At 76.0% G+C, this 22,634-nt stretch carries 13 protein-coding genes and 12 pseudogenes; 13 read left to right on the top strand and 12 right to left on the bottom strand.

The window, feature by feature from the left end:
• From UK94_RS18500 to UK94_RS57140, 4 genes and pseudogenes are all read right to left on the bottom strand, one after another.
• Positions 1–189: pseudogene (locus tag UK94_RS18500) on the bottom strand (GDP-mannose 4,6-dehydratase); the annotation flags it as partial.
• Between the two features lies 1 nt (position 190).
• Positions 191–283: GDP-mannose 4,6-dehydratase (locus tag UK94_RS57145; RefSeq protein WP_235488584.1), on the bottom strand; the 93-nt coding region annotated here is incomplete at its 3' end.
• Positions 284–363: 80 nt separating this feature from the next.
• Positions 364–1,812: a Gfo/Idh/MocA family oxidoreductase gene (locus UK94_RS18495; protein WP_235488580.1), complete on the bottom strand. Its 1,449-nt coding sequence runs from the start codon at positions 1,810–1,812 to the stop codon at positions 364–366.
• A 529-nt stretch (positions 1,813–2,341) separates the two neighbouring features.
• Positions 2,342–2,571, bottom strand: a pseudogene (locus UK94_RS57140) (oxidoreductase); the annotation flags it as partial.
• A 181-nt stretch (positions 2,572–2,752) separates the two neighbouring features.
• Here UK94_RS57140 and UK94_RS18490 point away from each other — a divergent pair.
• The 11 genes and pseudogenes from UK94_RS18490 to UK94_RS18450 all read left to right on the top strand — a co-directional run bounded on the left by UK94_RS18490 (position 2,753) and on the right by UK94_RS18450 (position 14,122).
• Positions 2,753–3,883, top strand: a complete 1,131-nt coding sequence (locus tag UK94_RS18490; RefSeq protein ID WP_157734324.1) for a glycosyltransferase family 4 protein — start codon at positions 2,753–2,755, stop codon at positions 3,881–3,883.
• Positions 3,880–4,699 (top strand): annotated as a pseudogene (locus UK94_RS18485) (NAD-dependent epimerase/dehydratase family protein); the annotation flags it as partial. The gene UK94_RS18490 and the pseudogene UK94_RS18485, both read left to right, overlap by 4 nt.
• A 222-nt stretch (positions 4,700–4,921) precedes the next feature.
• A pseudogene (locus UK94_RS57135) lies at positions 4,922–5,699 on the top strand (glycosyltransferase family 4 protein); the annotation flags it as partial.
• 1 nt (position 5,700) lies between these two features.
• Positions 5,701–6,256 (top strand): annotated as a pseudogene (locus UK94_RS57130) (glycosyltransferase); the annotation flags it as partial.
• 77 nt (positions 6,257–6,333) lie between these two features.
• Positions 6,334–8,121, top strand: a complete 1,788-nt coding sequence (locus UK94_RS18475) for an FkbM family methyltransferase (RefSeq protein WP_055750818.1) — start codon at positions 6,334–6,336, stop codon at positions 8,119–8,121.
• Positions 8,118–9,122 (top strand): glycosyltransferase, encoded by a 1,005-nt coding sequence (locus UK94_RS18470; RefSeq protein WP_041940328.1) that lies wholly within the window; start codon positions 8,118–8,120, stop codon positions 9,120–9,122. The genes UK94_RS18475 and UK94_RS18470 overlap by 4 nt, the downstream gene beginning before the upstream one ends.
• Positions 9,119–9,499: pseudogene (locus UK94_RS76220) on the top strand (glycosyltransferase family 2 protein); the annotation flags it as partial. The gene UK94_RS18470 and the pseudogene UK94_RS76220, both read left to right, overlap by 4 nt.
• A 1-nt stretch (position 9,500) precedes the next feature.
• A pseudogene (locus tag UK94_RS57120) lies at positions 9,501–9,673 on the top strand (glycosyltransferase family 2 protein); the annotation flags it as partial.
• 1,271 nt (positions 9,674–10,944) lie between these two features.
• Positions 10,945–12,354 (top strand): alginate lyase family protein, encoded by a 1,410-nt coding sequence (locus UK94_RS57110; protein ID WP_313949543.1) that lies wholly within the window; start codon positions 10,945–10,947, stop codon positions 12,352–12,354.
• Positions 12,355–12,404: 50 nt separating this feature from the next.
• Positions 12,405–13,244 carry an FkbM family methyltransferase gene (locus tag UK94_RS18455; protein ID WP_011603218.1) on the top strand — a complete coding sequence of 280 codons (840 nt, stop codon included), beginning with the start codon at positions 12,405–12,407 and terminating at the stop codon, positions 13,242–13,244.
• Positions 13,241–14,122 (top strand): glycosyltransferase, encoded by an 882-nt coding sequence (locus UK94_RS18450; protein WP_011603217.1) that lies wholly within the window; start codon positions 13,241–13,243, stop codon positions 14,120–14,122. The genes UK94_RS18455 and UK94_RS18450 overlap by 4 nt, the downstream gene beginning before the upstream one ends.
• Positions 14,123–14,311: 189 nt before the next feature.
• Here the strand turns inward: UK94_RS18450 and UK94_RS18445 are convergent, their stop codons facing one another.
• The 8 genes and pseudogenes from UK94_RS18445 to UK94_RS57075 all read right to left on the bottom strand — a co-directional run.
• A complete protein-coding gene (locus UK94_RS18445) occupies positions 14,312–15,205 on the bottom strand; it encodes an FkbM family methyltransferase (protein WP_011603216.1) in 894 nt (297 codons plus the stop codon).
• 71 nt (positions 15,206–15,276) lie between these two features.
• Positions 15,277–15,440, bottom strand: a pseudogene (locus UK94_RS57100) (glycosyltransferase); the annotation flags it as partial.
• A 1-nt stretch (position 15,441) separates the two neighbouring features.
• Positions 15,442–15,570, bottom strand: a 129-nt coding sequence (locus UK94_RS57095) for a glycosyltransferase (RefSeq protein WP_268761444.1), incomplete at its 3' end; no start/stop codon positions are given.
• Positions 15,571–16,351: 781 nt separating this feature from the next.
• A pseudogene (locus UK94_RS57090) lies at positions 16,352–17,092 on the bottom strand (polysaccharide biosynthesis C-terminal domain-containing protein); the annotation flags it as partial.
• 1 nt (position 17,093) lies between these two features.
• Positions 17,094–17,686, bottom strand: a pseudogene (locus tag UK94_RS57085) (polysaccharide biosynthesis protein); the annotation flags it as partial.
• A gap of 163 nt (positions 17,687–17,849) precedes the next feature.
• Positions 17,850–18,797 (bottom strand): FkbM family methyltransferase, encoded by a 948-nt coding sequence (locus UK94_RS18430; protein WP_011603213.1) that lies wholly within the window; start codon positions 18,795–18,797, stop codon positions 17,850–17,852.
• 79 nt (positions 18,798–18,876) lie between these two features.
• Positions 18,877–19,274, bottom strand: a pseudogene (locus UK94_RS57080) (GDP-mannose 4,6-dehydratase); the annotation flags it as partial.
• A 1-nt stretch (position 19,275) separates the two neighbouring features.
• Positions 19,276–19,872 (bottom strand): NAD-dependent epimerase/dehydratase family protein (locus UK94_RS57075; protein WP_235488543.1); only part of this gene is annotated, 597 nt, incomplete at its 3' end.
• Positions 19,873–20,090: 218 nt separating this feature from the next.
• Here UK94_RS57075 and UK94_RS18420 point away from each other — a divergent pair.
• Entirely contained in the window at positions 20,091–21,323 is a 1,233-nt protein-coding gene (locus UK94_RS18420; protein WP_011603211.1) for a glycosyltransferase family 4 protein, read from the top strand.
• 734 nt (positions 21,324–22,057) lie between these two features.
• Positions 22,058–22,634: pseudogene (locus tag UK94_RS57070) on the top strand (hypothetical protein); the annotation flags it as partial.

The following is a 22,634-nucleotide window of genomic DNA, read 5'->3' as shown; positions in this document are numbered from 1 at the left end:
CCGTCAGCTCCGCCTGCTTCCACGACAGCCCGACGAACGAGATCGCCCCCAGGTTGTACACCTCGTCCGGCTGCGAGATCTCCACCGCACCGATCAACGACGGAAGATCCGTCAGATCACCCTCCAACAACACCACACCCGGCACCAACCGCTCCACCACCGCCACCTTCGGGTTGGACTGCCCCCGAANCAACCCGAACACCTCATAACCCTTCGCGGTCAACAACTCACCCAGATACAACCCGTCCTGACCGGTAATCCCGGTAATCAGCGCACGCGGCACGTCCTCATCCTTTCTTTCGCCGGGGCGGACCGGCGGCGGCGGTCGTCGTCGTCGTCGTCGTCGCGAAGAATCGGTTTCAGTCAGACCCGCGGGTCGCCGAGGCTGCACACCGCCTCGACGCCGAGCGCGTCGGCGGCGGCGAGGGTGGCCCGGCTGGACGCGAGCAGTTCCGCGGTCACCGCGGCGTCGCCGCCGCGGCACATCCGCAGGAAGGCCGCCGCGGCGTCGCGGTGACCCTTGTCCTGGGCCCCCTTCCACACCGACCGGCCGTCGACGACGAGCTCCCGGTAGTCGTCGATACGGACGAGGCGGCTGCCGGCGAGGGCCTCGATCTGTTCCTTACGGGCTCCGCGGGGCCGGGCGGAGCTGTAGGCGACGGTCGACAGCGACCCGTCGGCGTGCCGCAGCGACACCGCCAGGTCGGGGGCGAGCAGCAGCTCGGCCTCCCGCCCGGCGAGTGCCGCGACCGCCTCGACCTCGCTGCCGGCGAGCGCCGCACAGGTGTCGAGAAAGTGGCACACCTCGCCGAGCAGGCGACCCCCCTGGACCCGGTCGTTGTACCAGTGGCTGGCCGGTACCGCGCCGGCCGCGATCCGGTAGACGGTGGACAGCGGCCCGGTCCGCGCCGCCAGGGCCGCGCGGGCGGCGCGGACCGGGGGCGAGAAGCGCCGGTTGAAGCCGACGACGAGCACGCCGCCGCCGGCCGCCGCCGCCTTCTCCACCCGCTCCAGCTCGTCGAAGCTGAGCGCGAGCGGCTTCTCGCACCACACATGCCGCCCCCGTTCCAACGCCCGGGCGGCGAGCCCCGCGTGCGTGGCGTGCGGCGTGGCGATGACGACGACGTCGATGTCGTCGTCGTCGAGGACGGCGTCGGCGCCGGCCACCGCCCCGGCGAACCCGTGCCGGTCGGCGAACGACCGCGCCGAGCGACCGCCGGCGGAGGCGACGGTGACGAACTGGTCGAACCCGGCGGCTCGGAAGGCGGGCAGCAGCACCGCCCCGGAGAACGTTCCGGCGCCGATCCAGCCCACCCGGCTGCCGCGGCGCCCCGCCGCCACTCCACGCTGGCGCGGCAGCCCCACGCGGGGCCGGGGCCGGGGGCGCGGCGGCGCGGCGGACCCGTCCGTGTCGTCCGCGGGCCGGCGGCTCGCCGGCAGGGCGGGGGCCTCGTCCGGGTAGTCGAGCCGGATGCCCAGGTACGGCTCGCCGCGGCCCGCGACGAGCTCGTAGGCCCGCGGCGCCGCGTCGATGGGAAAGGCGTGCGTGACCAGGTCGTCGACGCGCAGCCGGCCCGCGGCGAGCAGGTCGAGCACGGCCTCCTGGTTGCGCCCCTCGGTCCAGCGCACCTGGCCGGCCGGGTAGTCGACCCCCCAGTCCTCGTACTCGCGCTCGTAGCGTCCCGGTCCGTAGGAGCGGGCGAAGCGCAGGGTGAGCTCCTTGTCGTAGAACGGCGCGCGCAGCAGGCCCAGCCCGACGTCGCCGACGACGACGATCTGCGCACGGTCGCGGGCCAGCGCGGTCGCCCGCATCACCGGCTCCGCCGAGCGGCCGGCCGCGCAGACGAGTACCGCGTCGGCCCCACGGCCCCGACTCCAGGCCCGCACCGCGGCCGTGGTGGCCTCGCCGACCTCGGCGAGCGCGTGCACGCCGACCGCCGCGGCGGTCGTCAGCGGCAGCTTCGCCAGGTCGATGCCGGCCACCTCGCAGCCGCTGGCCAGCGCCAGCCGGGCGGCGAGCTGGCCGACCAGGCCCAGGCCGACGACGACGACCTTGGATCCCGGCCCGACCTCGGCGAGACGCAGCCCGTGCAGGGCGATGGACCCGATGGTGGCGAACGCCGCCGCCGCGGGCTCCACCCCGTCGGGTACCCGCGCGCACAGCAGCCCGGGCACGGCCTGGAACTCGGCGTGGTTGGCCCGACCGGCGCCGCCGGTGGCGACGAGGTCACCGGGGCGGATGCCGGCGACCGCCGCGCCGACCTCGACGACCCGGCCGCAGCCGCTGTAGCCGAGCGGCACGTCACTGCCGAGCCGGTCACGCACCGAGCGCGCCGCCGGNACCAGGCCGTCGGTCCGGGCCTTCTCCGTCACCTTGCGCACCAGGTCGGGGCGGGCCCGGGCCTTGGCCAGCAGACCGGCGCGGGCGAGTTCGGTGACGGCCCGTTCGGTGCCGGCCGACACGATCGTCGCCGCCGTCGCCACCAGCACCTCGGTCGGGCCGATGACCGGCACGGGCACGTCGAGCACCCGCACCGCTCCCCCGGATGCCGCCTGGACCACCTGTTTCATCGCGCGAACCTCCGGCCTCCGGTGAGCGTCGGCGAGCCCGGTTCCCGGCCGGTGGCGGCCGGGGGGCGGCCGCGCGGGACACCCGCACCCCGCATCCTGCTGCGTAGTGTAGTTGATGCATTACATTAAGCGATGTACGCCGCTCGTACTCCACCCGACGTGTCAGAGCCGGAGGAACGGCATGCTGGGAGCGCCGGCCGCCGCGTGCATCGTCACCCTGGCGGCGACCCCGATCGTCCTCGTCTGCATGCGGCGCCTGGCCGCCATCGACGAGGTCACGGCGCGCTCCTCGCACCAGGCACCGACCCCCCGCGGCGGCGGCATCGCCGTGGTGCTCGGCCTCTTCGCGGGCGTCCTCGTCCTGGTCCTCACCCAGGGCGGCGCCGACTCCCCCGACCTGCTGCCGCTGACCGCGGCTGCGGCCCTGTTCGGGCTGATCGGGCTGGCCGAGGACATCGGCGGGGTCACCGCGATGCGGCGGCTCGCCCTGCACACCGCCACGTCGTTCGTCGTCGCGGCGATGGCGGTGCTCGGCGCCGTGCTCGGGGACGCGGCACCGGGCCTGCTCCTGGTCCTGCTGGTGACCGTCGCGGCGCCCGTCTGGATCACCGGCTTCGTCAACGTCTTCAACTTCATGGACGGGATCAACGGCATCTCCGCGGTCACGGCGGCGCTGGCGGGCGGGGCCTTCGCGGCCCTCGGCGCCGCGCGGGACCTGCCCACGCTGACCGCCGGCGGGATCCTCGTCGCCGCCTCGGCGCTCGGCTTCCTGCCGTTCAACTTCCCCCGGGCCCGGGTCTTCCTCGGCGACGTCGGCAGCTACGCGCTGGGGGCCGTGCTCGCCGTGCTCGCCGTGCAGGCGGTGCTGGCCGGCGTCCCGCCGGAGTCGGCGCTTGCCCCGTGCGCGCTCTATCTGGCGGACACCACCGCCACGCTGGCGCGACGGATCCGAGCCGGGGAGCAGTGGTACTCCCCGCACCGCTCGCACGCCTACCAGCGGCTGACCATCGCCGGCTGGTCGCACGTGCGGGTCACCGGCCTCGTCGGCGCCACGACGGCGGTGCTCGTCGTGCTGTCGCTGGCCGCCTTCGGCCCCCTGCCCGGTCGGCTCGCCGCGGACGGCGCCGCGGGACTGGTGCTGCTGGCCTACCTCCGCGCGCCTCGGTGGGCGGCACGGCGCGGCCGTACCGCGGCCCGCCCGCGCCCGACTCGCCCCGCCACGCCACCGCCTCGCCAGCCCGCCCGGCTGCCGACCCAGCGGCGGACCGACGACGAGCCGGGCCGTCGGGCGGCGCCGGGGACGACCCGATGACGAGGGTCGCCCTGTTCGGCGCCACCGGCTTCATCGGCGCCGCGTGCGCGGCGGCGCTCGCCGCCGCCGGCCATGAGGTGCTGCCCCGTCCGGCGCGCCGGCTGGCGGTCGACGGCGAGGCCCTGACCGGGGTCCCCGAGCGCGCGTACCGGCCCCATCTGCCAGGGCTCGCCGCCGAGCTCGACGGTGTCGGGGCGGTCGTCAACGCCGCGGGGGTGGCGGTGTCGGCGGCGCGCCTGTCACCCGAGCTCGTCGGGGGCAACGCCGCGTGGCCCCGGCTGCTCGCGGACGCCTGCGAGCGGGCGGGGGTGCCCCGGCTCGTCCACGTCAGCACCGCGGCGGTGCAGGGCCGGGTCGACCGGCTCGACGAAAGTCTCCGCTACGCGCCCGTGAACCCCTATGCCCGGTCGAAGACCCTCGGCGAGCAGCTCCTGCGCGACGCGGCGGCCGCCGGCCGCGTCGCGGTGACCCTCTACCGACCCCCCTCCGTGCACGGCTCGGGACGGCGGATGACGACCGCCTTCGCCGCGTTCTGCCGGCGCTGGCCCCTGGTGACGTGCGGAGACGGCGGTCAGCCCGTGCCAGTTGCACTGATCGGCAACGTCGGCGCGGCGGTCGCCGCGATCCTGGCGGCGGACGGCGCACCCCTGGTGGTGTCCCACCCCTACGAGGGGCACACCGTGCGCAGCCTCTACGAGACGTTCGCGCCGGGCCGGCCGCTGCACCCGCTGCCGGCGCGAGCGGTCCGGGGGCTGCTGCGCGCCGCCGAGCCGACCGGGCAGTGGCTGCCGCCGCTGAGCGCCGCGTGCCGCCGGGNGGAGCTGCTGCTGTTCGGCCAGGGGCAGGAGCGGGGCTGGCTCGACGCGCGGGGCTTCCGGCTGCCGCTCGGGCAGCCCGCCTGGGACGAGGTCGCCGCGACACGCGGACGGTCACACTACCGATAATCACTCCAAGTGAGTACTACGCTACTTTTAGCGATAGGTCGTCGACGGCTGGAGGTCGTACTCCGTGTCCACCCTGCCCGGTCNCCGCGTCCTGGTGGTGACGCACTACTTCCCTCCGGAGATCGGCGCGCCGCAAGCGCGGCTGTCGGAGACGGCCCGAGCGTGGGCGGCCGACGGCCTCGACGTCACCGTGCTCACCGGGATGCCGAACCATCCCACCGGGGTGATCCCACCCGAGTACCGCGGTGCCTGGCTGCGCACCGAGCGGGTCGACGGCTACCGCGTCGTGCGGACCCGGCTGTACGCCACCCCCAACGAGGGCGTGGTCCGCAAGACGCTGTCCCACCTGTCGTTCATGGTCTCGAGCGTCCTGCTGGGCGGCCGGCGGACCGGCCCGTGCGACGTGGTCGTGGTGTCCTCGCCGACCTTCTTCCCGCTGGGTTCGGCGTGGCTGCTCGCCCGGCTGCGGCGGGCCCGGCTGGTCGTGGAGGTGCGCGACCTGTGGCCCGCCATCTTCGAACAGCTCGGCGTCATCACCGACCCGCGCGTCCTCGGCCTGCTCGAACGCCTCGAACTGGCCGCCTATCGCGCCGCCGACGCCGTGGTCACGGTCACCGAGGGCTTCCGCGACGACATCGTCCGCCGCGGCATCCCGGCGGACAAGGTGCACGTCGTGCGCAACGGCGTCGACCTCGACCGGTTCCACCCCGACACCGTCGCCCCGGCCGGCCTGCGCGCGCGGCTGGGCGCGCCGGGCCCGGAAACGCTCGTGCTCTACATCGGCGCCCACGGCATCTCGCACGGCCTGACCTCGGTCGCCGACGCCGCCGCCCGGCTCGAGGACACCAGGCTCGAGGACGCCAGACCCGGCCNCGCCCAACCCGGCGAGACGCGGATCCGGTTCGCCTTCGTCGGGGAGGGCGCCGACAGACGCCGGCTCGCCGAGCACGTCCGCGACCTGGGACTGGCGAACACGGTGCTGCACGACAGCGTGCCCCGCGAGCAGGTGCCGGGAGTCGTCGCGGCCGCCGACCTCTGCGTGGTGCCGCTGCGGAACGTGCCGATGTTCGACGTGTTCATCCCGTCGAAGATGTTCGAGCTTCTCGCCGCCGGTCGGCCGGTGATCGGCGCGGTGCGCGGCGAGGCCGCTCGGATCCTCACCGCCGCCGGGCAGGTCGTCGTCCCCCCGGAAGATCCCGCGGCGCTGGCCACCGCCGTCGCGCAGCTGGCCGCGGACCCAGACCGCCGGGCCCGGATGGGGCGCGCCGGCCGGGCGCACGTCGAGCGGCACTTCGACCGCGACGCCCTCGCCCGGCAGTACCGCCAACTGCTGTTCGACCCCGACGAACCGGCCCGCCCCGGCGGCGCCGGGCGGAGCACCGGTGCACCGGACGCACCAGACGCACCGGACGCGCCGGTCCCGGCGCAGNGGGCCGCGGCGCCCGCCCCGCACCGGGCCCCCACCGGGCCGCGGCCGGCGACGGCACCCGGACCGGAGGCGTTGGCATGAGGATTCTCGTCACCGGCGCGACGGGCTTCCTGGGCAGCCGGGTGGTGCCACGCGCGCTCGCGCAGGGTCACGAGGTCGTCGGGCTGGCCCGCAGCGCCACGGCCGCGGCGGCGCTGCGCCGGCAGGGAGCGGCGGCCGTCGCCGGCGACCTCGACGATCCGGCGGGGCTGAGCGCGGCGTTCACCGCGGCGGACTGTGCCGTCCTGCTCAACCTCGCCTCCCTCGGCTTCGGCCACGCCGACGCGATCGTGTCCGCGACCCGGGCGGCGGGCATCCGCCGCGCGGTGTTCCTGTCCACCACCGGGATCTTCACCGCGCTCGACCCGCCGTCGAAGCGCGTGCGGATCGCGGCCGAGCACACGATCGAGACCAGCGGGCTGGAGTGGACGATCATCCGCCCGACGATGATCTACGGCGGGTCGGACGACCGCAACATGGCCCGGCTGCTCGCGCTGGTACGCCGCGTTCCCGTTCTGCCGCTGCCCGGCGGCGGCCGGCGGCTGCACCAGCCGGTGCACGTCGACGACCTGGCCGCGACCGTGCTGCGGGCGCTGAGCGCCGACGCGGCGGTCGGCCGCGGCTACGACGTCGCCGGTCCGCGGGCGCTGTCACTGGGCCAGATCGTCGCCGCGGCCGCGGCGGCCGAGGGCCGCCGGGTGTACTGCGTGCCGGTGCCGGCCCGCCCGGTCCTCGCCGCCGCCCGCGCCTACGAACGCCGCGTCGGCGCGCCGCGGCTGCGGGCCGAGCAGATCGCCCGCCTCGCCGAGGACAAGGCCTTCGACATCGGACCCGCCCTGCGCGACCTCGACCACCGGCCGCGACCGTTCGGGGTCGGCATCGCCGAGCAGGCCGCCGCGGACCGCCGCGCCGCCGGCCGCCCCGCCCCGGTGGCCCGGGCCGTCCGCCGGCCCGACCGTCTTCGCCGGCTGATCGGCGACGTCCGCGCCGTCGCCGCCGTGGCAGGCGGCCCCACGGCCGTGCGCTTCGCCGCCGCGATCGTCCGCCACGCCACGGCCGTCCTGCGCACCGGCACCCTCGACGCCGCCGACCGAGCCATGGCCCGGGGCAGCCACACCTACCGCCCGCTGCCCGGCGTCCAGGTCACCCTGCCCGGCGGGTCGTTCGGCGGCGCCCGGGAGATGTACTGCCGCGGGGTCTACCACGCGCTGCCCGGATTCGCGCCGTCAGCCGGTGAGATCGTCGTCGATCTGGGGGCGAACCAGGGCCTGTTCTCGGTGCTGGCGGCCCGGGCGGGGGCAGACGTCATCGCCGTCGAGGCGCAGCGCGGCTTCGCCTCCGTCTTCGTCAACCATGCCGCCGCCAACGGCGTCTCCCACCGCATCCAGCTCCTGCACGCCCTGGTCGGACCGTCGACCGGGGTGTTCGCCGACGCGGCGGCACGCCAGGGCGCCACCCACTGGGACGGCGACGTCGAGAGGCTGACGCTGGCCCAGGTGCTCGAGTCCGGCGGCGTCGACCAGGTGGACCTGCTCAAACTCGACATCGAGGGCTCCGAGTTCGCCCTGTTCGGCGAGCCGGACTGGCTGGACGCGGTCGGCAGGCTCGTGATGGAGGTGCACCCCGGGTTCGGCGATCCGGCCGACCTCGTCGCGCGGCTGCGCCGGCACGGGTTCGAGGTGACCCTGCTCGACAACGACCTGCGCCGCGTCCGGGATCTCGCCGGGGCCCCGTCGGGATACCTCTACGCCCGCCGCGACGGGTGGTCGGCGGGCACCGCGGCCGCCGGCCCACCCGCCGCGGTGCCCGCCGGGATGCCCGCGTGAGCGGGGCGAGCGGCCCGGTTCTCGTCGACTGCGCGGGGGCGCAGATGGGCGGCGCGTTGCGGTTCCTGACCGAGCTCGACGGGTTCCTGGCACCGCGCCCCGGCGCCGGCGTCCGCCTGATCGGCCGCGGCCGGCGCGTCGCGCCGAGCTGGCTTGCCCGCCGCGAACGCCTCGGCCGCTACCGGCGCACCGTCGCCCTGAACAACGTCGGGTACCTCGCCACCCGGGGCGAACGCTGGGTGCTGCTGCGCAACGCGCTGCACTTCCTCACACCGGCCGAGGTTCGGGCACTGCCCCGCGGGCTGCCCGCCGACATCGCCCGAGCCGCGCCGGTCGTGCGCCTGCTCGCCCGTCGCGCCGACGTCGTCGTCGTGCCGGCGTCGTCGATGGCCGAACGGGTCCGCACCGCCCTGCCGCGCCTCGGCGACCGCCTGGTCGTCCGGCCCCACCCGCTGTCCCCGCAGCCAGCGAGGCCCGGCGAAGACGAACGCGTCCGCGGGGCGATCCTGTGCCCGGTGCTGTTCGCCTCGTTCAAGCCGATGGGCCGGCTGCTGCGCCTCGCCGACACCGCCGCCGCGATGGTCGCCCAGCAGACCGGCGCGTCGGTGTCGATCGTGGTCACGGCGACCGACGAGGAGGCCCGGGAGCAGGGTCTCGCCGCCTGCCGCTCGCTGCGCTTCGTCGGGCGGCTCACCCCGGACGCCCTGCGCGGCCACCAGCGACGGGCCGGCGCCCTGCTGTACCCGACGACGGCGGAGTCCTTCGGCTATCCCCTCGCCGAGGCCCGGCTGGCCGGTGTGCCCGTGATCGCCCGCGGCACCGGGCACAACGCGGAGGTCGCCGGTCCGGTGCTCGTGCCGTACCGGGACGAGTCCGCCGACGACCTCGCGGCGGCGATGCACGCCGCGCTCACGCTGACCCCGCAGCCCGAACCCGGCAACCCGTTCGATCCCGTGGACTACTTCACCTGGCTGCTCGATGCGAAGGAACCGGCGCTGTGATCGCCCGAAGCCAGCCGCTCACCGCCGACTCCCGTGGGCCGGCCCCGCCCGCCCGCGACGGCTCGGGCTGGCCCGTCCCCTACGACACCGCCCGGCAGGACGCAGCAGCCGGCGTGGACAGGGCCGGCGTGGACAGGGCCGCCGGGGAGCACTCCGTCGGCCCGGTGCCCGCGCCGGGATCCGTTCCGGTGACCGCGATCATCCTCGCCCGCGACGAGGCACCGAACATCGTCCGGGCGGTCCGCTCTGTCGGCTGGTGCGCGCAGGTCGTCGTCGTCGACTCCGGCTCGACCGACGGCACGGTCGAGCTCGCGCGTCGCGCCGGCGCCACGGTCTGGCACATCCCCTGGCAGGGCTACGCGGGCCAGCGTCAGCGGNCCATGATGTCCCCGGAGGTCAGCCACGACTGGGTGTTCTTCCTCGACAGCGACGAATGGGTCTCGACCGAGCTCGCCACGGAGATCGCCCGACGGCTGGGCACGGAGGACAGCGCCGCCTTCAGCCAGCGGCGCCGGCTCGTGTTCGACGGCCGGTGGATCGCCCACAGCGGGNGGTATGCCAACAGCTGGCAGGCCCGTCTGCTCGACCGGCGGGCCGCCTCCTTCGACGCCAGTGTCAGCTACGGCGAGCGGGCCATCGTGGCCGGTCCGGTCGCGCGCCTGGCTGCCGACCTGATCGACGAGGACCGCAAGGGCCTCGCCGCCTGGCTGCACAAGCACGTGCGCTACGCCGAGCTGGAGGCGCAGCGCCGCGCGGCCCAGCCGGCCCTGCGCGAGCGGATCTCCCGCATCCGCAGCGAGATCCGTCATCCCGGCGGCTCGACCCGCCCGCTGGGTCGCACCGTCGCCAAGGAGGTCGTCCTCCCGCTCGTCCCGGCGAAACCGGCGGCCCTGTTCTGCTACATGTACCTGCTGCGGGCCGGCTGGCGCGACGGTCGGCAGGGGCTGCTGTTCTGCCTCTACTACGCCTGGTACGAACTCACCGTCGGCGCACTCGGCCGCACCGGCACCCCTGGCAGTACCAGCAGTACCAGCAGTACCGGTGCATCCGGCAGGGACAGCGCAGCCGCGCAGGCCGCGCCGGGCGCCAGGCGGGCAGCACCGGTGCCCCCGCAGCGCACCCTCCCCGCCCGTCCGGTCGGACCAGCCGGCGCCGCGAGGGGACCGGTCGGCGCATGAACCCGTCGACGGATCTCGCTCGCTACCTGCGCACCGTCGCACGCCTGCGACCACGTCAGGTCGCCGCCCGCGCCCGGCTGCGCGGACAGCGCGCCGTGCTGCGCCGCCATCCCCGCCTGGCCGTGACGATGCTGCGCGGCCGCCCGTCGTCGGGGTCGTGGCCGGCCGGGTTCGTCGCCGTGGACGAGACGTGCCCACCCGCGGGGCCGACCGTCGACGAGCTCGCCCTCGGCCGGCTGACCCTGCTCGGCCATGCCCGCCGGCTCNGTCACGCCGACCCGCTCGACCCCGTCGGCGACGTGGACGACGATCTGGCGGGCTGGGACTGGGAACAGGCCGGAGCCCCGCTGCTGTGGCGTTACCACCTGCACTACTGGGACTGGGCGTGGGCGCTGGCGCCCGGCGGCGATCGGGAGCGTNCCCTGTTCGCGCGGCTCTACCTCGGCTGGCGCACGGCGGTGGCCGTCGGTCATCCGGTGGCCTGGTCGCCCTACGTCGCCTCGCTGCGAGCCTGGACGCTGTGCGCGCTCGGCCCGATGCTGGCCCGAGACACCCCCGCGCGGGACGTGCTGCGCGCCGATCTGGGCGTCCACCGGTCGTTCCTGNGGATCCACCTGGAGACCGACGTCGGGGGCAACCACCTGGTGAAGAACATCAAGGCTCTGATCGCACTGGCGGTGGCCGCCGACGACCCGAGCGGGCTGCACCGCCGGGTCGACCAGCTCGTGCGCGAGACGCGCCGACAGGTGCTCGACGACGGAGGCCACTACGAGCGGTCTCCGTCCTACCACTGCCAGGTGCTCGCCGACCTCGACGACGTCGCCGGGTTGCTCGCCGCGGGCGGGTGGGCCGTGCCGACCGAGCTGTTCGACGCGATCACCCGCATGCGGGCCTGGCTCGGCGCGGTGCTCGGTCCGGACGGCACGGTGCCGCTGCTCAACGACGGGTTTGCGGTGCGTCCCGAGCTGCTGCGCCGACTGCTGCCCTCGGTCCCGGCGCAGCCACCCCCGCCCGGCCCCGAGGTGGACCCGTCCGACCGCGCCACCGGCCTCGCCGACGCCACCAGCTCCACCCGCATCACCCGCAACACCAGCTCCACCGGCATCACCAGCCTCGCCGGCGTTCCCGGCCGGCCCGGCGTGCCGGCCGCCGCGGGCGCGGGGGGTTGGGGCCGGTCCGGCGGCCTGCTGCTGGCGGACAGCGGGCTGGCGGCGCTCACGGCCGGTGGCTGGCATCTGCTCGCGGACGTCGGCCTGCCCTGCCCCGACGACCTGCCGGCGCACGCGCACGCGGACACCCTCGGCTTCCTGCTGTGGCTGGACGACCGCCCGCTGCTCGTCGACGTGGGCACCTCGACCTACGCCCCCGGGCAACGCCGCGACGCCGAGCGCGGCTCCGCCGCCCACAGCACCGTCACCATCGACGGCGTCGATTCGACCGAGGTCTGGGGAGCGTTCCGCGCGGGCCGCCGCGCCCGCCCCACCCTGGTCACCCTGCGCCACCGCGACGGGGTGGCGACCCTGACCGCCGGGCACGACGGCTACCGCCACCTGCCGGGCCGGCCCGTCCACTGGCGCACCTGGCGGCTCGACGCGGACGGCCTCACCGTCACCGACCGGATCAGCGGCGGCGGCCGACACCAGCTTGCCGTGCTGTTCCACTTCGCACCCGGGGTGACGCTGGCCGCCGCCCGCCGGCCCGATCCCGGCGGCCCACCCGAGCCCGCCGCCCTCGACGTCACCACCCCGGCCGGGCGGCGCCTGCTGCTGCGCGCCGGCGGCCCCGGCCGGTGGCACGTGCGCACGACCCGGCGAGCAACCGGCTGGGAACGAACGGTCCCCGCCCCCACCGCCGAGTTCCGGGTGGACGCCGAGCTGCCCGTCGACCTGCACGCGACGCTGACCGCCCGCGCCGAGGCCCACCCCGTCGACCGGTCCACCGCCCCTGGCCGGACGGCCACCGCGCCGCAGCTCGCCGTCCCGCATCCCCGGGGCACCCCGCGGCCGCTCGCCGCGCCGCGCGGCGCCGACACCGACGCCGACCCGCCGCGCTGACCATCCCCGCGACGGCGGACCGCGCCGACCACACCCGCCAGGAGGGCACCGTGCCGCACCGGCCGCCCGCGCGTCGCCTCGCCGAGCAGCTCACCCACCGGGTGGTGCTGCCCCGCCGGCTGCCGCCGCCGTACCGGACCAGCCGGATCTACGTGTCCAGCGAGGGCGGGTTGAAGTACCTGCGGCCGAGCCTCGCCCGCGTCGATCCGATGCTCACCGGTCTCGTCGCCGAGGTGATCCGGCCCGGCCACATCGTGTGGGACGTCGGCGCGAACCTGGGCCTGTTCACGTTCACCGCGGCGCGGGCGGCCGCGCCCGGCGGAACCGTCGTCGCAATCGAACCGGACACGTGGCTGGTCAGCCTGCTGCGTCGCTCGGCCCGGCTGTCCGCCCGCGGCGCCGGTCCAGCGCGGGAGCAGGCGGCGGTGGAGATCCTGCCCGCGGCGGTCGGCGCGTCCAGCGGCGTCGGACGTTTCCAGGTGGCCCGCCGCAGCCGGGCGACGAGCCACCTCGCCGGCTTCGGCGGCAGCCAGGCGGGCGGAGTGCGTACGACGCACCTGGTCCCGACCGTCACCCTCGACGGCCTGCTCGCCGACCTGCCGGCCCCCGACGTGGTCAAGATCGACGTGGAGGGGGCCGAACGGGCGGTGCTCGCGGGCGCCAACCATCTGCTCGCCGCGGTGCGCCCGGTGCTGATCTGCGAGGTCGCGACGCCGAACGCCGAGGCGGTCGGCGCGCTGCTCGCCCGCCACGACTACCGCGTCGTCGACGCGGACATCCCGCCCGCGCGGCGCCGCCCGCTGGTGGTCGCGCCCTGGTCGACCCTGGCCGTCCCGACCGCCGCCCGGCCGCCGGACCAGCCGGTCGCCCTGCGGCAGGCCCGGGCGTGAAGGCGACCGCGGTCATCGTCCACTGGGGACCCGTCACGCCGACGGTGGAGCTCGCCGCCGCGCTCACCGCCCTGACCCGGATCGCCGGGATCGTCGTGGTGGCGAACGACGGGCGCCCCCGCCCGGCCGGGCTCGATCCGGGGGTGTCGTGGCTCGTCCCGGCCGGCAACCTGGGCTTCGGCGGCGGCTTCCGGCACGGCTGCGCCGCCGACCCGTCGGCGCAGGCCTATCTGCTGCTCAACAACGACGTCCACCTGACGGCGGCCACGGTCGACGCCTGCCTGGACCTGCTGGCCCGCCCCGGCGTGGGGATCGTCGGCCCGACCCTGGTCAACGCGGGCGGGCTGCACCCCGGGGCGGACGGGCTCACCCCCGTGCTCACCGTGCCCCGCCGCCGGCGCGTCCCCACGGACGGAGCCGACGAGGTGCCGTGGGTGACGGGGGCGACGATGTTCATCCGGGCGGCGTGCCTGCGCGACGCGCCGATGCAGACCCGCTTCTTCCTCGTCTACGAGGATCTCGACCTGTGCCGCCGAGCCCGGGCGGCCGGCTGGCGGGTACTGGTCAGCCCGGCCCAGTCCTGGCACGCCGGCGGCGGGACGGTTCCCGGTGACGGCTACACCTACTACACCGTGCGCAACCGGCTGTGGTTCGCCCGCCTGCACGCCCGGCCGCCGCAGGTGGCGCTGACGACGGCCTGGCTGCTGGTCGCGGTGCTGCCCCGGCTCGCCGCGGCCGGCGCCGTCCGCGGCGGCGGCACCGTCCGCCTGCGCTGCGCGCTGCACGGGCTGCGCGACGGGCTGGGTCGCATCCCGCCGCCCGACAGCCTGCTCCCCGACGAACCCCGAGCCGCCCGCTGGTCCACCTGGCGAAGCTGAACGTCCGAGGCTCGCAGGGCCCGGGGGGGCGGTGCGCCACGGCCGGGGTCCGGCGGGGGCCGCGTTGCTGTTCGAGCTGCGAGAGTGGGCGGCGTTCGTCGCCGGTCTGCGTAGCGGGAAGTTCGCGCGGCCGCGTCGCACGGCGCTGGCGTCTGCGCCGCACCGGGACGGTTCCGCGGAACCGCAGGATCAGACGGGGTCGCGGGTGAGGGCGACGACGGCGCCGCGGCGGCGCAGGACGCGGAAGCCGAGTCCCCGGGCGGCGGCGAGCAGGTCGTCGGCGGTGACACGGCGGCCGGCGAAGACCGTGTCGTGCAGTTCGAGGACGGCGCGACGGCAGCCGTCGAGCGCGCCGGGATCGCCCAGCAGGAAGGACGCCTCGGCTCCCTCGATGTCGCTGACGAGGTCGAACGCGTCGATCCGGCGGTCGGCCAGCAGGTGGCGCAGTGTCGTCCCCGGCACGGCCACCGGCCCGCCGGCGACTGGGACCGCGCTGATCCCGATGGCGGCGTGCGCGGCGGTGGCGGGTGCCGTGGTGGTGGCGGGTGCCGTGGTGGTGGCGGGTGCCGTGGTGGTGGCGGCGGGGTCGCGCAGACGTGAGCCGAGGGTGGTGGCGCCGAGGTCGAACAGGACCGGGCCGGGTCGACCGGTGATCGCCAACGCGGCGACGTCGAGGGTGAGGTGGGCGGTGTGCGGCTCCAGCCGCCGCCGCAGGCCCGCGGCGAGGCCGGGGTGGGCCTCGACGCAGACGAGGCGGGAGCCGGGAGCCAGGCGGCTGGCGATGTGGGCGCCGGTGATGCCGAGGCTCGCGCCGAGCTCGACGACGGTCTCCGCGGGGCCCACGTACCGGTGGATCATCCCGATCTCGGCGGTCTCGTAGAGCCGCCAGAACAGTGCCGCCCGCTGCCGCGGGGTGAACACCGCATCGGTGACGTCGAAGCGGACGCCGTGATGGCGGATCCGGTTACGGGTGGCGGCGCTCACGACCGCCCCCGCGGCCGGGCTCGTCAGCAGTCCGGCCGTCGAGATCTTGGCCCGCAGCAGCAGCCCGGCGCGACAGGTCCGGTCGGCGGAGCCGGTCACGTCAGCCGAGCTGGTCCCGTCAGCCGAGCTGGCCCGGTCGGCGGAGCTTGGCCGCCCGCGGTGCCGGGCGATCACAGCAGGTCGCCAAGGAGAGTGTCGAGCCGCTGTTGGTAGGTGTGGTCGCGGTGGCTGCGCGCGCGGGCGGCGTCGCCCAGCGCCCGGGCGCCGGCCCGGTCGGCGGCGCAGCGTTTCAGATGGTCCGTCAGCTCGGCGAAGTCGGTGAAGCCGAGGATCTNCCGCTCCTCGGTGAACAGGTCGGGCAGCGCCGCGCGCCGTTCGCAGACCACGGTCGCACCGCAGGCGGTCGCCTCGAACAGGCGGCAGTTCACGCTCTCCATCTCCGCCGGGTGCAGCGCGTTGATCACGGCNAGGGCGCCGCGGAAGACGGCGGCCTTCTCGGCCCCGGTGACGAAGCGGCCGGTGTGGCAGGCCAGCACCCGCGGATCGCGCAGCCAGCGCGGCGGCGGCGGGCCGTACAGCCGCACGGCGATCCCGGCGTCGAGGAGCTGGTGGACGAGCCGGACCCGCACCCCGTAGGTGTTGCCGACGAACACCGCATGCGCCTCGTCGGCCACCGCCGCGGGTGGACGGTGGCGCGCCGGGTTGCAGGCCTCGGGCAGGTAGCGGGCGGGCAGGTCGAGGACGTCCGACAGTCGGCGGGTCAGCAGCGGGTCGCTGAGGAACAGCGCGTCGTAGTCCCCCATCAGCAGGTACTGGCGGCCCAGGTTCACCACCGCGTCCGGGAACCACAGGCCCACCCGGACCCCCCGCCGGCGCAGCGCCCGCACGGTCGAGGGCAGCAGGCGGGCATCGGCCGAGAGCACCACGTCGAGGTTCTCCCGCTCGACCCGGTCGACGAGGCGGCGCTGATGAAGCTGGTCCGGCCGCTCGGAGACGGTGCGCGCCACCAGCGCCGCGCCGGCGAGCCAGCGCCGGCGAGGCAGCGGGACCGCCGGGCCCAGCGCCACCGCGTGCACCCCCAGATCGGGCAGGCAGTCGACGATGTTGTCGNCGAAGTCGTCGAGCCCCACCGGGCCGACGACCCCGACCCGCAGCGCCCCCGCGGACGGCGCCCCCGCGGACGGAGCAGCCGACCGCGCAGCACCGCGCCGCGTGTGGTCGGTCATCGTCCGCCTCACCATCGCCTCACCTTCCGCCGCCCAGCGGCACCACCCGGCGCCTGCTCGCCGCGCGCGCCGCGAGCAGCCTGTACGCCCGCGCCGGCACCGTGCGGGCCGGCACGTCGACCGCGCGCAGCACCGCGCGGAACAGCAGCAGGAACGACGCCGTGTAGGCGACGGTCGACGCGATCGCCGCCCCTTCGACGCCCAGGATCGGCACCAGCACCGCGAGGCCCACCACGGTGAGCGCGCTGCCCACCCCCTCACAGCGCGCGACGGTCAGCGCGCGGTCGAGGCCGCGCAGGACGTCGTCGGTGACCCGGTTGCAGCCGAGCAGGGCCGCCCCCGGCGCGAGCAGCCACAGCAGGTGGACGCTCGGCCCGTACCGCGCACCGAGGACGCGCGGGACGACGATCGGGGCCAGCGCACTCATCACCCCCGCGGCGACGATCCCGCACGCCAGGCTCGCTCCCACGGCGATCATCGCGGTCCGCCGCGGCCCGGAAGGCGCGCCGGCCCCGCCGGCCCCGGCGGCCACGGCAGCCCCGGCGGCCACGGCGGACTGGCGGGCCAGCCGGGGCATCGCGACGTTGCCGAAGGCGACGCAGATCGGCTGGCTGATCAGGCTCATCGACACGGCGACCGCGTAGTAACCGACCTGCGCGGGCTCGACGAGCAGGGCGAGGATGAGGATGTCGAGCTGGGCGCTGAGCAGGTAGGGCAGTGCCGAGAGGAACACCCCGGCGCCGTAACGCAGCAGCCGGCGNGCTTCGTCGCGGCGGATCCGGCCGCGGGTGGGGACGTCGAGGCGCCACAGCACCGCGGCGAACACCGCCTGGACGGCGATCGAGACGAGCAGACACGCCACGGTGCCGCCGAGGGTGAGCCCGACCGTCACCGCCAGCACCCCGACGCCGACGAGCTGGAGCAGCGGCTGGACGGCCCGGGTCAGGTTCCACACCGCCAGTCGGGTCGCCTGCAACGCGAAGACCCAGCAGGCCGAGACGAAGATGACCGGCTCGGCCGCGAAGACGATCGCGAAGGCCCTGGCCGCCGTGGGATCGTGCGGCAGGACCAACGGGGCGGCGAGGTACCCGCCGACGCCCACCACCACGCCGAGGGCCAGCAGCAGCGCCCCGCCGGTGCGCACGACGTCCGGAGCCCGTCCCGGCTGGCGGGCGACGAAGAAGCAGATCGCCGCGGTCAGACCGCACTCGCCCACCGCGGCTGCGGCCGACGCGTAGGACGTCACGATGGCGTAGGCGCCGCGGCCGGCCGGTCCGAGCAGGCGGGCCAGCAGGATGCCCTGCACCGCGCCGGCCGCGGTGACGGCCAGGCTCGTCGCGGCGGTGGCCCGCACCCCGGCGAGATAGCCGCGGTCGCGGTCCACGGACCGGTGCCGCCCCGTCGCCACCACCCGAGACCCGCCGCCGGGACGGTGCCGCCCCGCGGCCGCCGCCCACGACCGGACGGGCCCGGTCCGGTGCTCCGCTCGCGCGGTCGAGCGGGGCCGGGTCACGTGCTCATGTCGTCTGGTTGCGGGGAAACGGCGTGCGGCGCAGGGCCGCGACCACGGGGTCGAACCGGGCCCAGCCGGGATGCAGCGCGAGCACGTTCGCGGAGAACTCCCCCTGGCCGGCGAGTCCCCGGCGGGTCAGGTTGAACAGGCGATAGCCGGCCGCGGCCAGCACGCCGACCAGCTCGCCCTGCGCCCGGCCACCGCGGCGGGCGAGGTGGCTCGGCAGCATCTCCAGCAGCACCGCGGGGCGCCGCGCGCGCAGCAGCTCCGTGGCGCCGAGGAGCACCTCGAGCTCGAACCCCTCCACGTCGATCTTGATCAGGTCGGGCGGCCGGTGACGGGTCGCGTGCTGGTCGAGCGTCGTCGTCGGCACCGTGAGCTCGGCCGTGTCGCCCGCCGGGACCTGGTGGGTCAGCCCCGAGGCGCCGGGATGCCGGCGCAGCCCGACGGTCCCGGTGGTGGCACCGACCGCCCACGCCGTCGGGCGCACCTGACTCAGCCCGTTGCGGGCGGCCAGCGCGGCGAGGACCGCGCGCGGCTCGGGCACCGGTTCGAAGGCGTGGACCTCCCCCGTCCGCCCGACCGCGCCCGCCGCCCAGAGCGTGTAGACGCCGATGTTGGCGCCGACGTCATAGCAGCAGTCGCCCGGGCGCAGGACGGTGTCGAAGACCGCGGCCAGGGCCGGCGGCCGGTAGCACAGCTCGACCAGGTCGCGGGCGGACCCGTCGCAGCAGTCCGCCAGCTCGAAGGCCATGCCGTTGGTCAGCCGGCCGTGCACCGGTCCGGTGAAGCGGGGGGTTCCGCGCACCCAGCCGGTCACCCGGTCGCGCCCGCGGACATCGGGCAGCGCCGCGGCCAGCCGCCCGGCCGCGCGCCAGCGCAGCGGCCCGCCCGCGGTTCCGCCCGCGCCCGGACCGGTGGTTGCCGCAGTACGGGAAACAGCAAAGGTCATTCACTATTTGTAGCAGATCGATTACCTTCGGCGACACAACTCGACCGGCTCCCGGTCGGGACATCGCCGGGCCGTCCGCTCAGCCGCCGCCCGCCCAGGATCGCGGCGCCCCGCTCTGGCGCGGCACGAGGGTCGGTGGCGGCCCGGCGGCCCGCTCCCGGAACCAGCCGACGGTCCGGGCCAACCCGTCCGCCAGGTCCACCGCGGGCCGCCAGTCGAGCACCTCATCGGCCAGGGTGACGTCGGGCCGGCGCACGCTGGGATCGTCCGGGGGCCGCGGGACGAAGACGATCGGCACCTGCTCGCCGCACAGCCCCACGACCAACCGGGCGAGCTCCAACACCGACAGCTCCCGCGGGCTGCCGAGGTTCACCGGCCCCGGATGCTCGGCGTCGAGCATCCGGACCAGCCCGCCCACAAGATCGTCGACGTAGCACAGCGAGCGGGTCTGCGAGCCGTCGCCGGCCACGGTCACCGNCCGGCCGCGCAGGGCCTGGGTGATGAAGGTCGGCACCACGCGGCCGTCGTCCGCGCGCATCCGGGGGCCGTACGTGTTGAAGATCCGCACGATGCCGGTGCGCGTGCCGTGGGTGGCACGGTGCGCGGTGGTCAACGCCTCGGCGAAGCGCTTGGCCTCGTCGTACATGCTGCGCGGGCCCACCGGGTTGACGTGGCCCCAGTACCCCTCGGGCTGCGGGTGCACCTGCGGGTCGCCGTACACCTCGGAGGTGGACGCCAGCACGAACCGGGCCCCCTTGCGCCGGGCGAGCTCCAGCAGCCGGCGGGTGCCCCAGGCACCCACCGCGAGCGTCTCCAGCGGCAGCGCCCGGTAGTCCACCGGTGAGGCCGGGGAGGCCAGGTGCACCACCGTGTCGACCGGCCCGGCCACGTCGACGGGTCCGGTGACGTCGCGGCGCAGCATCCGGAAGCCGTCCAGCGCCCGCAGCGGGTCGACGTTCTCCGGCCGGCCGGTGAGGAAGTTGTCGACGCAGATCACCTCGGCCCCGCCGGCCAGGAGTCGCTCACAGAGATGACTACCGAGGAAGCCCGCTCCCCCGGCGACGACGACACGCATGGACGTCATCTATCACGGACAGTCACGATTCTCCGGCTGCCCCGCCGCCCCGGCCACGACGACCGCTCCCGCGGGCCCGGCGCGGGACCGGTTCCACGACACATATCTACAGTGCGTTGATTAATGAATACGCATCGTGAAGACTGACGTTCCCGGCAGCCCGACAGCCCGACAGCCCGCCGCTCGGTTCGGCGGCCCCGAGGAGGCGCAGCAGGCCCATGACGTCCACCTCCCGGCCGACGACCGTCGCCGCTGTCGTGCCCCACCCGATCCAGCACTTCGCGCCGCTGTATCGGGCCGTCGGCGAGGGACCGGTGGACCTGCGGGTGCTGTTCCTGTCCCGCGCCGGCCTCGACCGCTACTTCGACCGGGGCTTCGGCGCCGAGATGCACTGGCGACCGGACATCACCGAGGGTTACCAGCACGAGTTCGTCGCCGATCTGCCGCTGCGACCGGAATGGCGCCAGCCGGTCGCCGGCACCCGGGCGGCGGGCCGGGTCTGGACGGCGCTCGACCGGCGGGGACCCGACTGCGTGCTGGTTCACGGCTACCGCCACGTCGGCTCGCTCGCGGCCCTCGCCTGGGCCCGCCGGCGCGGCGTCGGCGCCCTGATGATGGGCGACAGCGAGCTGCTCGGCCACCGTACGTCCCGCGTGCGCGCCGCCAAGCGGCTCGCCCTGCCGCCGCTGCTCGGCCGGGTCGACGCGTTTCTCACCGTCGGCGACAACAACGAGGACTATCTCGCCCACTACGGCGTCCCGCGGGAGCGGATGTTCCGCACGCCCTACCCCACCGAGCAGGCCGCGCTGCACAAGGCGCTGACCGATCGGGCCGCCCACCGCGCCGCCGTCCGCGCCGAACTCGGGATCGCCCCGGATGCGGTGGTCGCCCTGTGCGTCGGCAAGATGATCTCTCGGAAGCGCCCGCTGGACGTCGCCGACGCCCTGCGGATCGTCGCCCGCGCCCCTCGCCGGCCCGACGCCCGGGAACTCGTCGTGATCATGGCGGGCGACGGGGTGCTGCGGCCCGCCCTGGATGCGGCGGCCGCCGGTCTCGACGGCGCGCTGCGCGTGGTGGGCTTCGCCGACCAGGAGCGCCTGCCCCGCCTGTACGCCGCCAGCGACCTGTACGTGCATCCGGCGCAGCGCGATCCGCATCCGCTGGCCGTGAAGGACGCGGTGCTGTGCGGACTGCCGGTGGTGGTCAGCGACCGGGTCGGGTCGATCGGCCCGACCGACGACGTGCGCCCCGGCCGCAACGCCCGGATCCACCCCGTCGGTGATGTCGGCGCGCTCGCCGGCATCCTCGACGAGCTGCGCCGCCGGCCGGACCTGCTCGCCACGATGGCGTTGGAGTCGGAGAAGGCGGTGCCGGACATCGACCTCGACGCCTCGATCGACGGGTTCCACCGTGCGGTCGCCGCCGTGCGCCGCTCGGAGCGGCCGCGGTGAGCCGTCCCGACCCGCCGGCCAGGTTGTCGCGCGCGACCGTCGCCGTACTCGCCGGCAACGCCGCCACCCTGGTACTGGGCACCGCCACCGGCGCCCTGGCCGCCCGGACGCTGGGACCGACCGGTCGCGGCGAGCTGCTCACCCTGCAGACCTGGGCCGGCATGCTCGCGATGGTGCTCAGTCTCGGGGTCTCGCAGGCGCTGGTCACCGACGACGGGGACGACGACGGCCTGCTCGGTCCCCTGCTCGCGCACGCGGGCGTCGTGGCGGCGGCCGGCGGCGCCCTGTTCGCCGCCACCGCGGCCGGCGCGCTCGCCCGCCGGGGCGACGTGCACTGGGACGCCGTCGCCGTGGTGGGCGCGAGCTGCTTCGCCGCCGCCACGATCGTCGGGTCGAACGCGGCGGGGCTCGCCCAGCGCCGCGGGCGGATGGGCGGCGAGTTCCAGCTCGTGCGGGTGGTTCCGGCGGCGGCGACGCTCGGCGCGTTCGTGCTGCTCGCCACGAGCGGGGTGGGTGATCCCGGCCGGTGGATGGTGGCGCTGGCCCTCACGGCGCTGGTGCCCCCGCTCGGCTACCACCTGCTCGTGCTCCGCCCCACCAGGATGAGCCCCACCAGGATGAGCCCGGCCGGGCGGGGTCCGCGGATCGGCGCGTTGCTGCCGCGGCGCGCCTTCGTGCGCAGCGCGCTGGCGGCCTACGGCACGGTCGTCGGCGCCCAGCTCATCTACAAGCTNGACATGCTGCTGGTCACGGCCTTCCGGGCGGCTCACGAGGTGGCGTTCTACGGGGTGGCGGTCGCCTTCGCCACCGCCTGCTCGACCATCTGCCAGGCGACGGGCATGGTGGTGTTCAGCCGGTTGCGCTCCATGGTCGACCCCCGGGCGCGGGCCCGCACGGTGCGCCGGGCGGTCCTGGCCACGCTCGCGATCGCCGCGGCCGTCGCCGGGCCGGTCGCGCTGCTCACTCCGCTCGGTATCCGGGTGGTGTACGGCGCCGACTTCGCCCCGGCGGCCACGACCACCCGGATCCTCGTCCTCGCCGCCATCCCCCAGTCGGTCGACTACCTGCTCATCCACGTGCTGCTCGGCTTCCGCTCGGCGCGCACGGTGCTCGCCGTGCAGGTGCCGGTGGCGCTGGCGACGGTGCTGGGGCTCGTCGTCGCGCTGCGCCACACAGGGTTGCCGGGGGTGGCCGCCGTCTCCGGCGCCACCTACAGCGCCTCTGCCGCCGCGCTCTACCTCGCCTGCACCCGCCAGCTCGCCGACCCCCGCCAGCACGCCCACACCGGCCAGCACGCCCACACCGGCCAGC

This window comes from Frankia sp. AvcI1, assembly GCF_001420875.1.
Taxonomy (GTDB): Bacteria; Actinomycetota; Actinomycetes; order Frankiales; family Frankiaceae; genus Frankia; species Frankia alni.
Note: the sequence above shows the minus strand (reverse complement) of the source record. Positions and strands in the feature narration are given on the sequence as shown.

Bases quoted from the DNA above. Each gene is read 5' to 3' on its own strand.
- UK94_RS18430 (WP_011603213.1), bottom strand. From the start codon at position 18,797: ATGACCTTTGCTGTTTCCCGTACTGCGGCAACCACCGGTCCGGGCGCG.
- UK94_RS18475 (WP_055750818.1), top strand. From the start codon at position 6,334: ATGAGGATTCTCGTCACCGGCGCGACGGGCTTCCTGGGCAGCCGGGTG.
- UK94_RS18490 (WP_157734324.1), top strand. From the start codon at position 2,753: ATGCTGGGAGCGCCGGCCGCCGCGTGCATCGTCACCCTGGCGGCGACC.
- UK94_RS18420 (WP_011603211.1), top strand. From the start codon at position 20,091: ATGACGTCCACCTCCCGGCCGACGACCGTCGCCGCTGTCGTGCCCCAC.
- UK94_RS18495 (WP_235488580.1), bottom strand. From the start codon at position 1,812: ATGCGGGCGACCGCGCTGGCCCGCGACCGTGCGCAGATCGTCGTCGTC.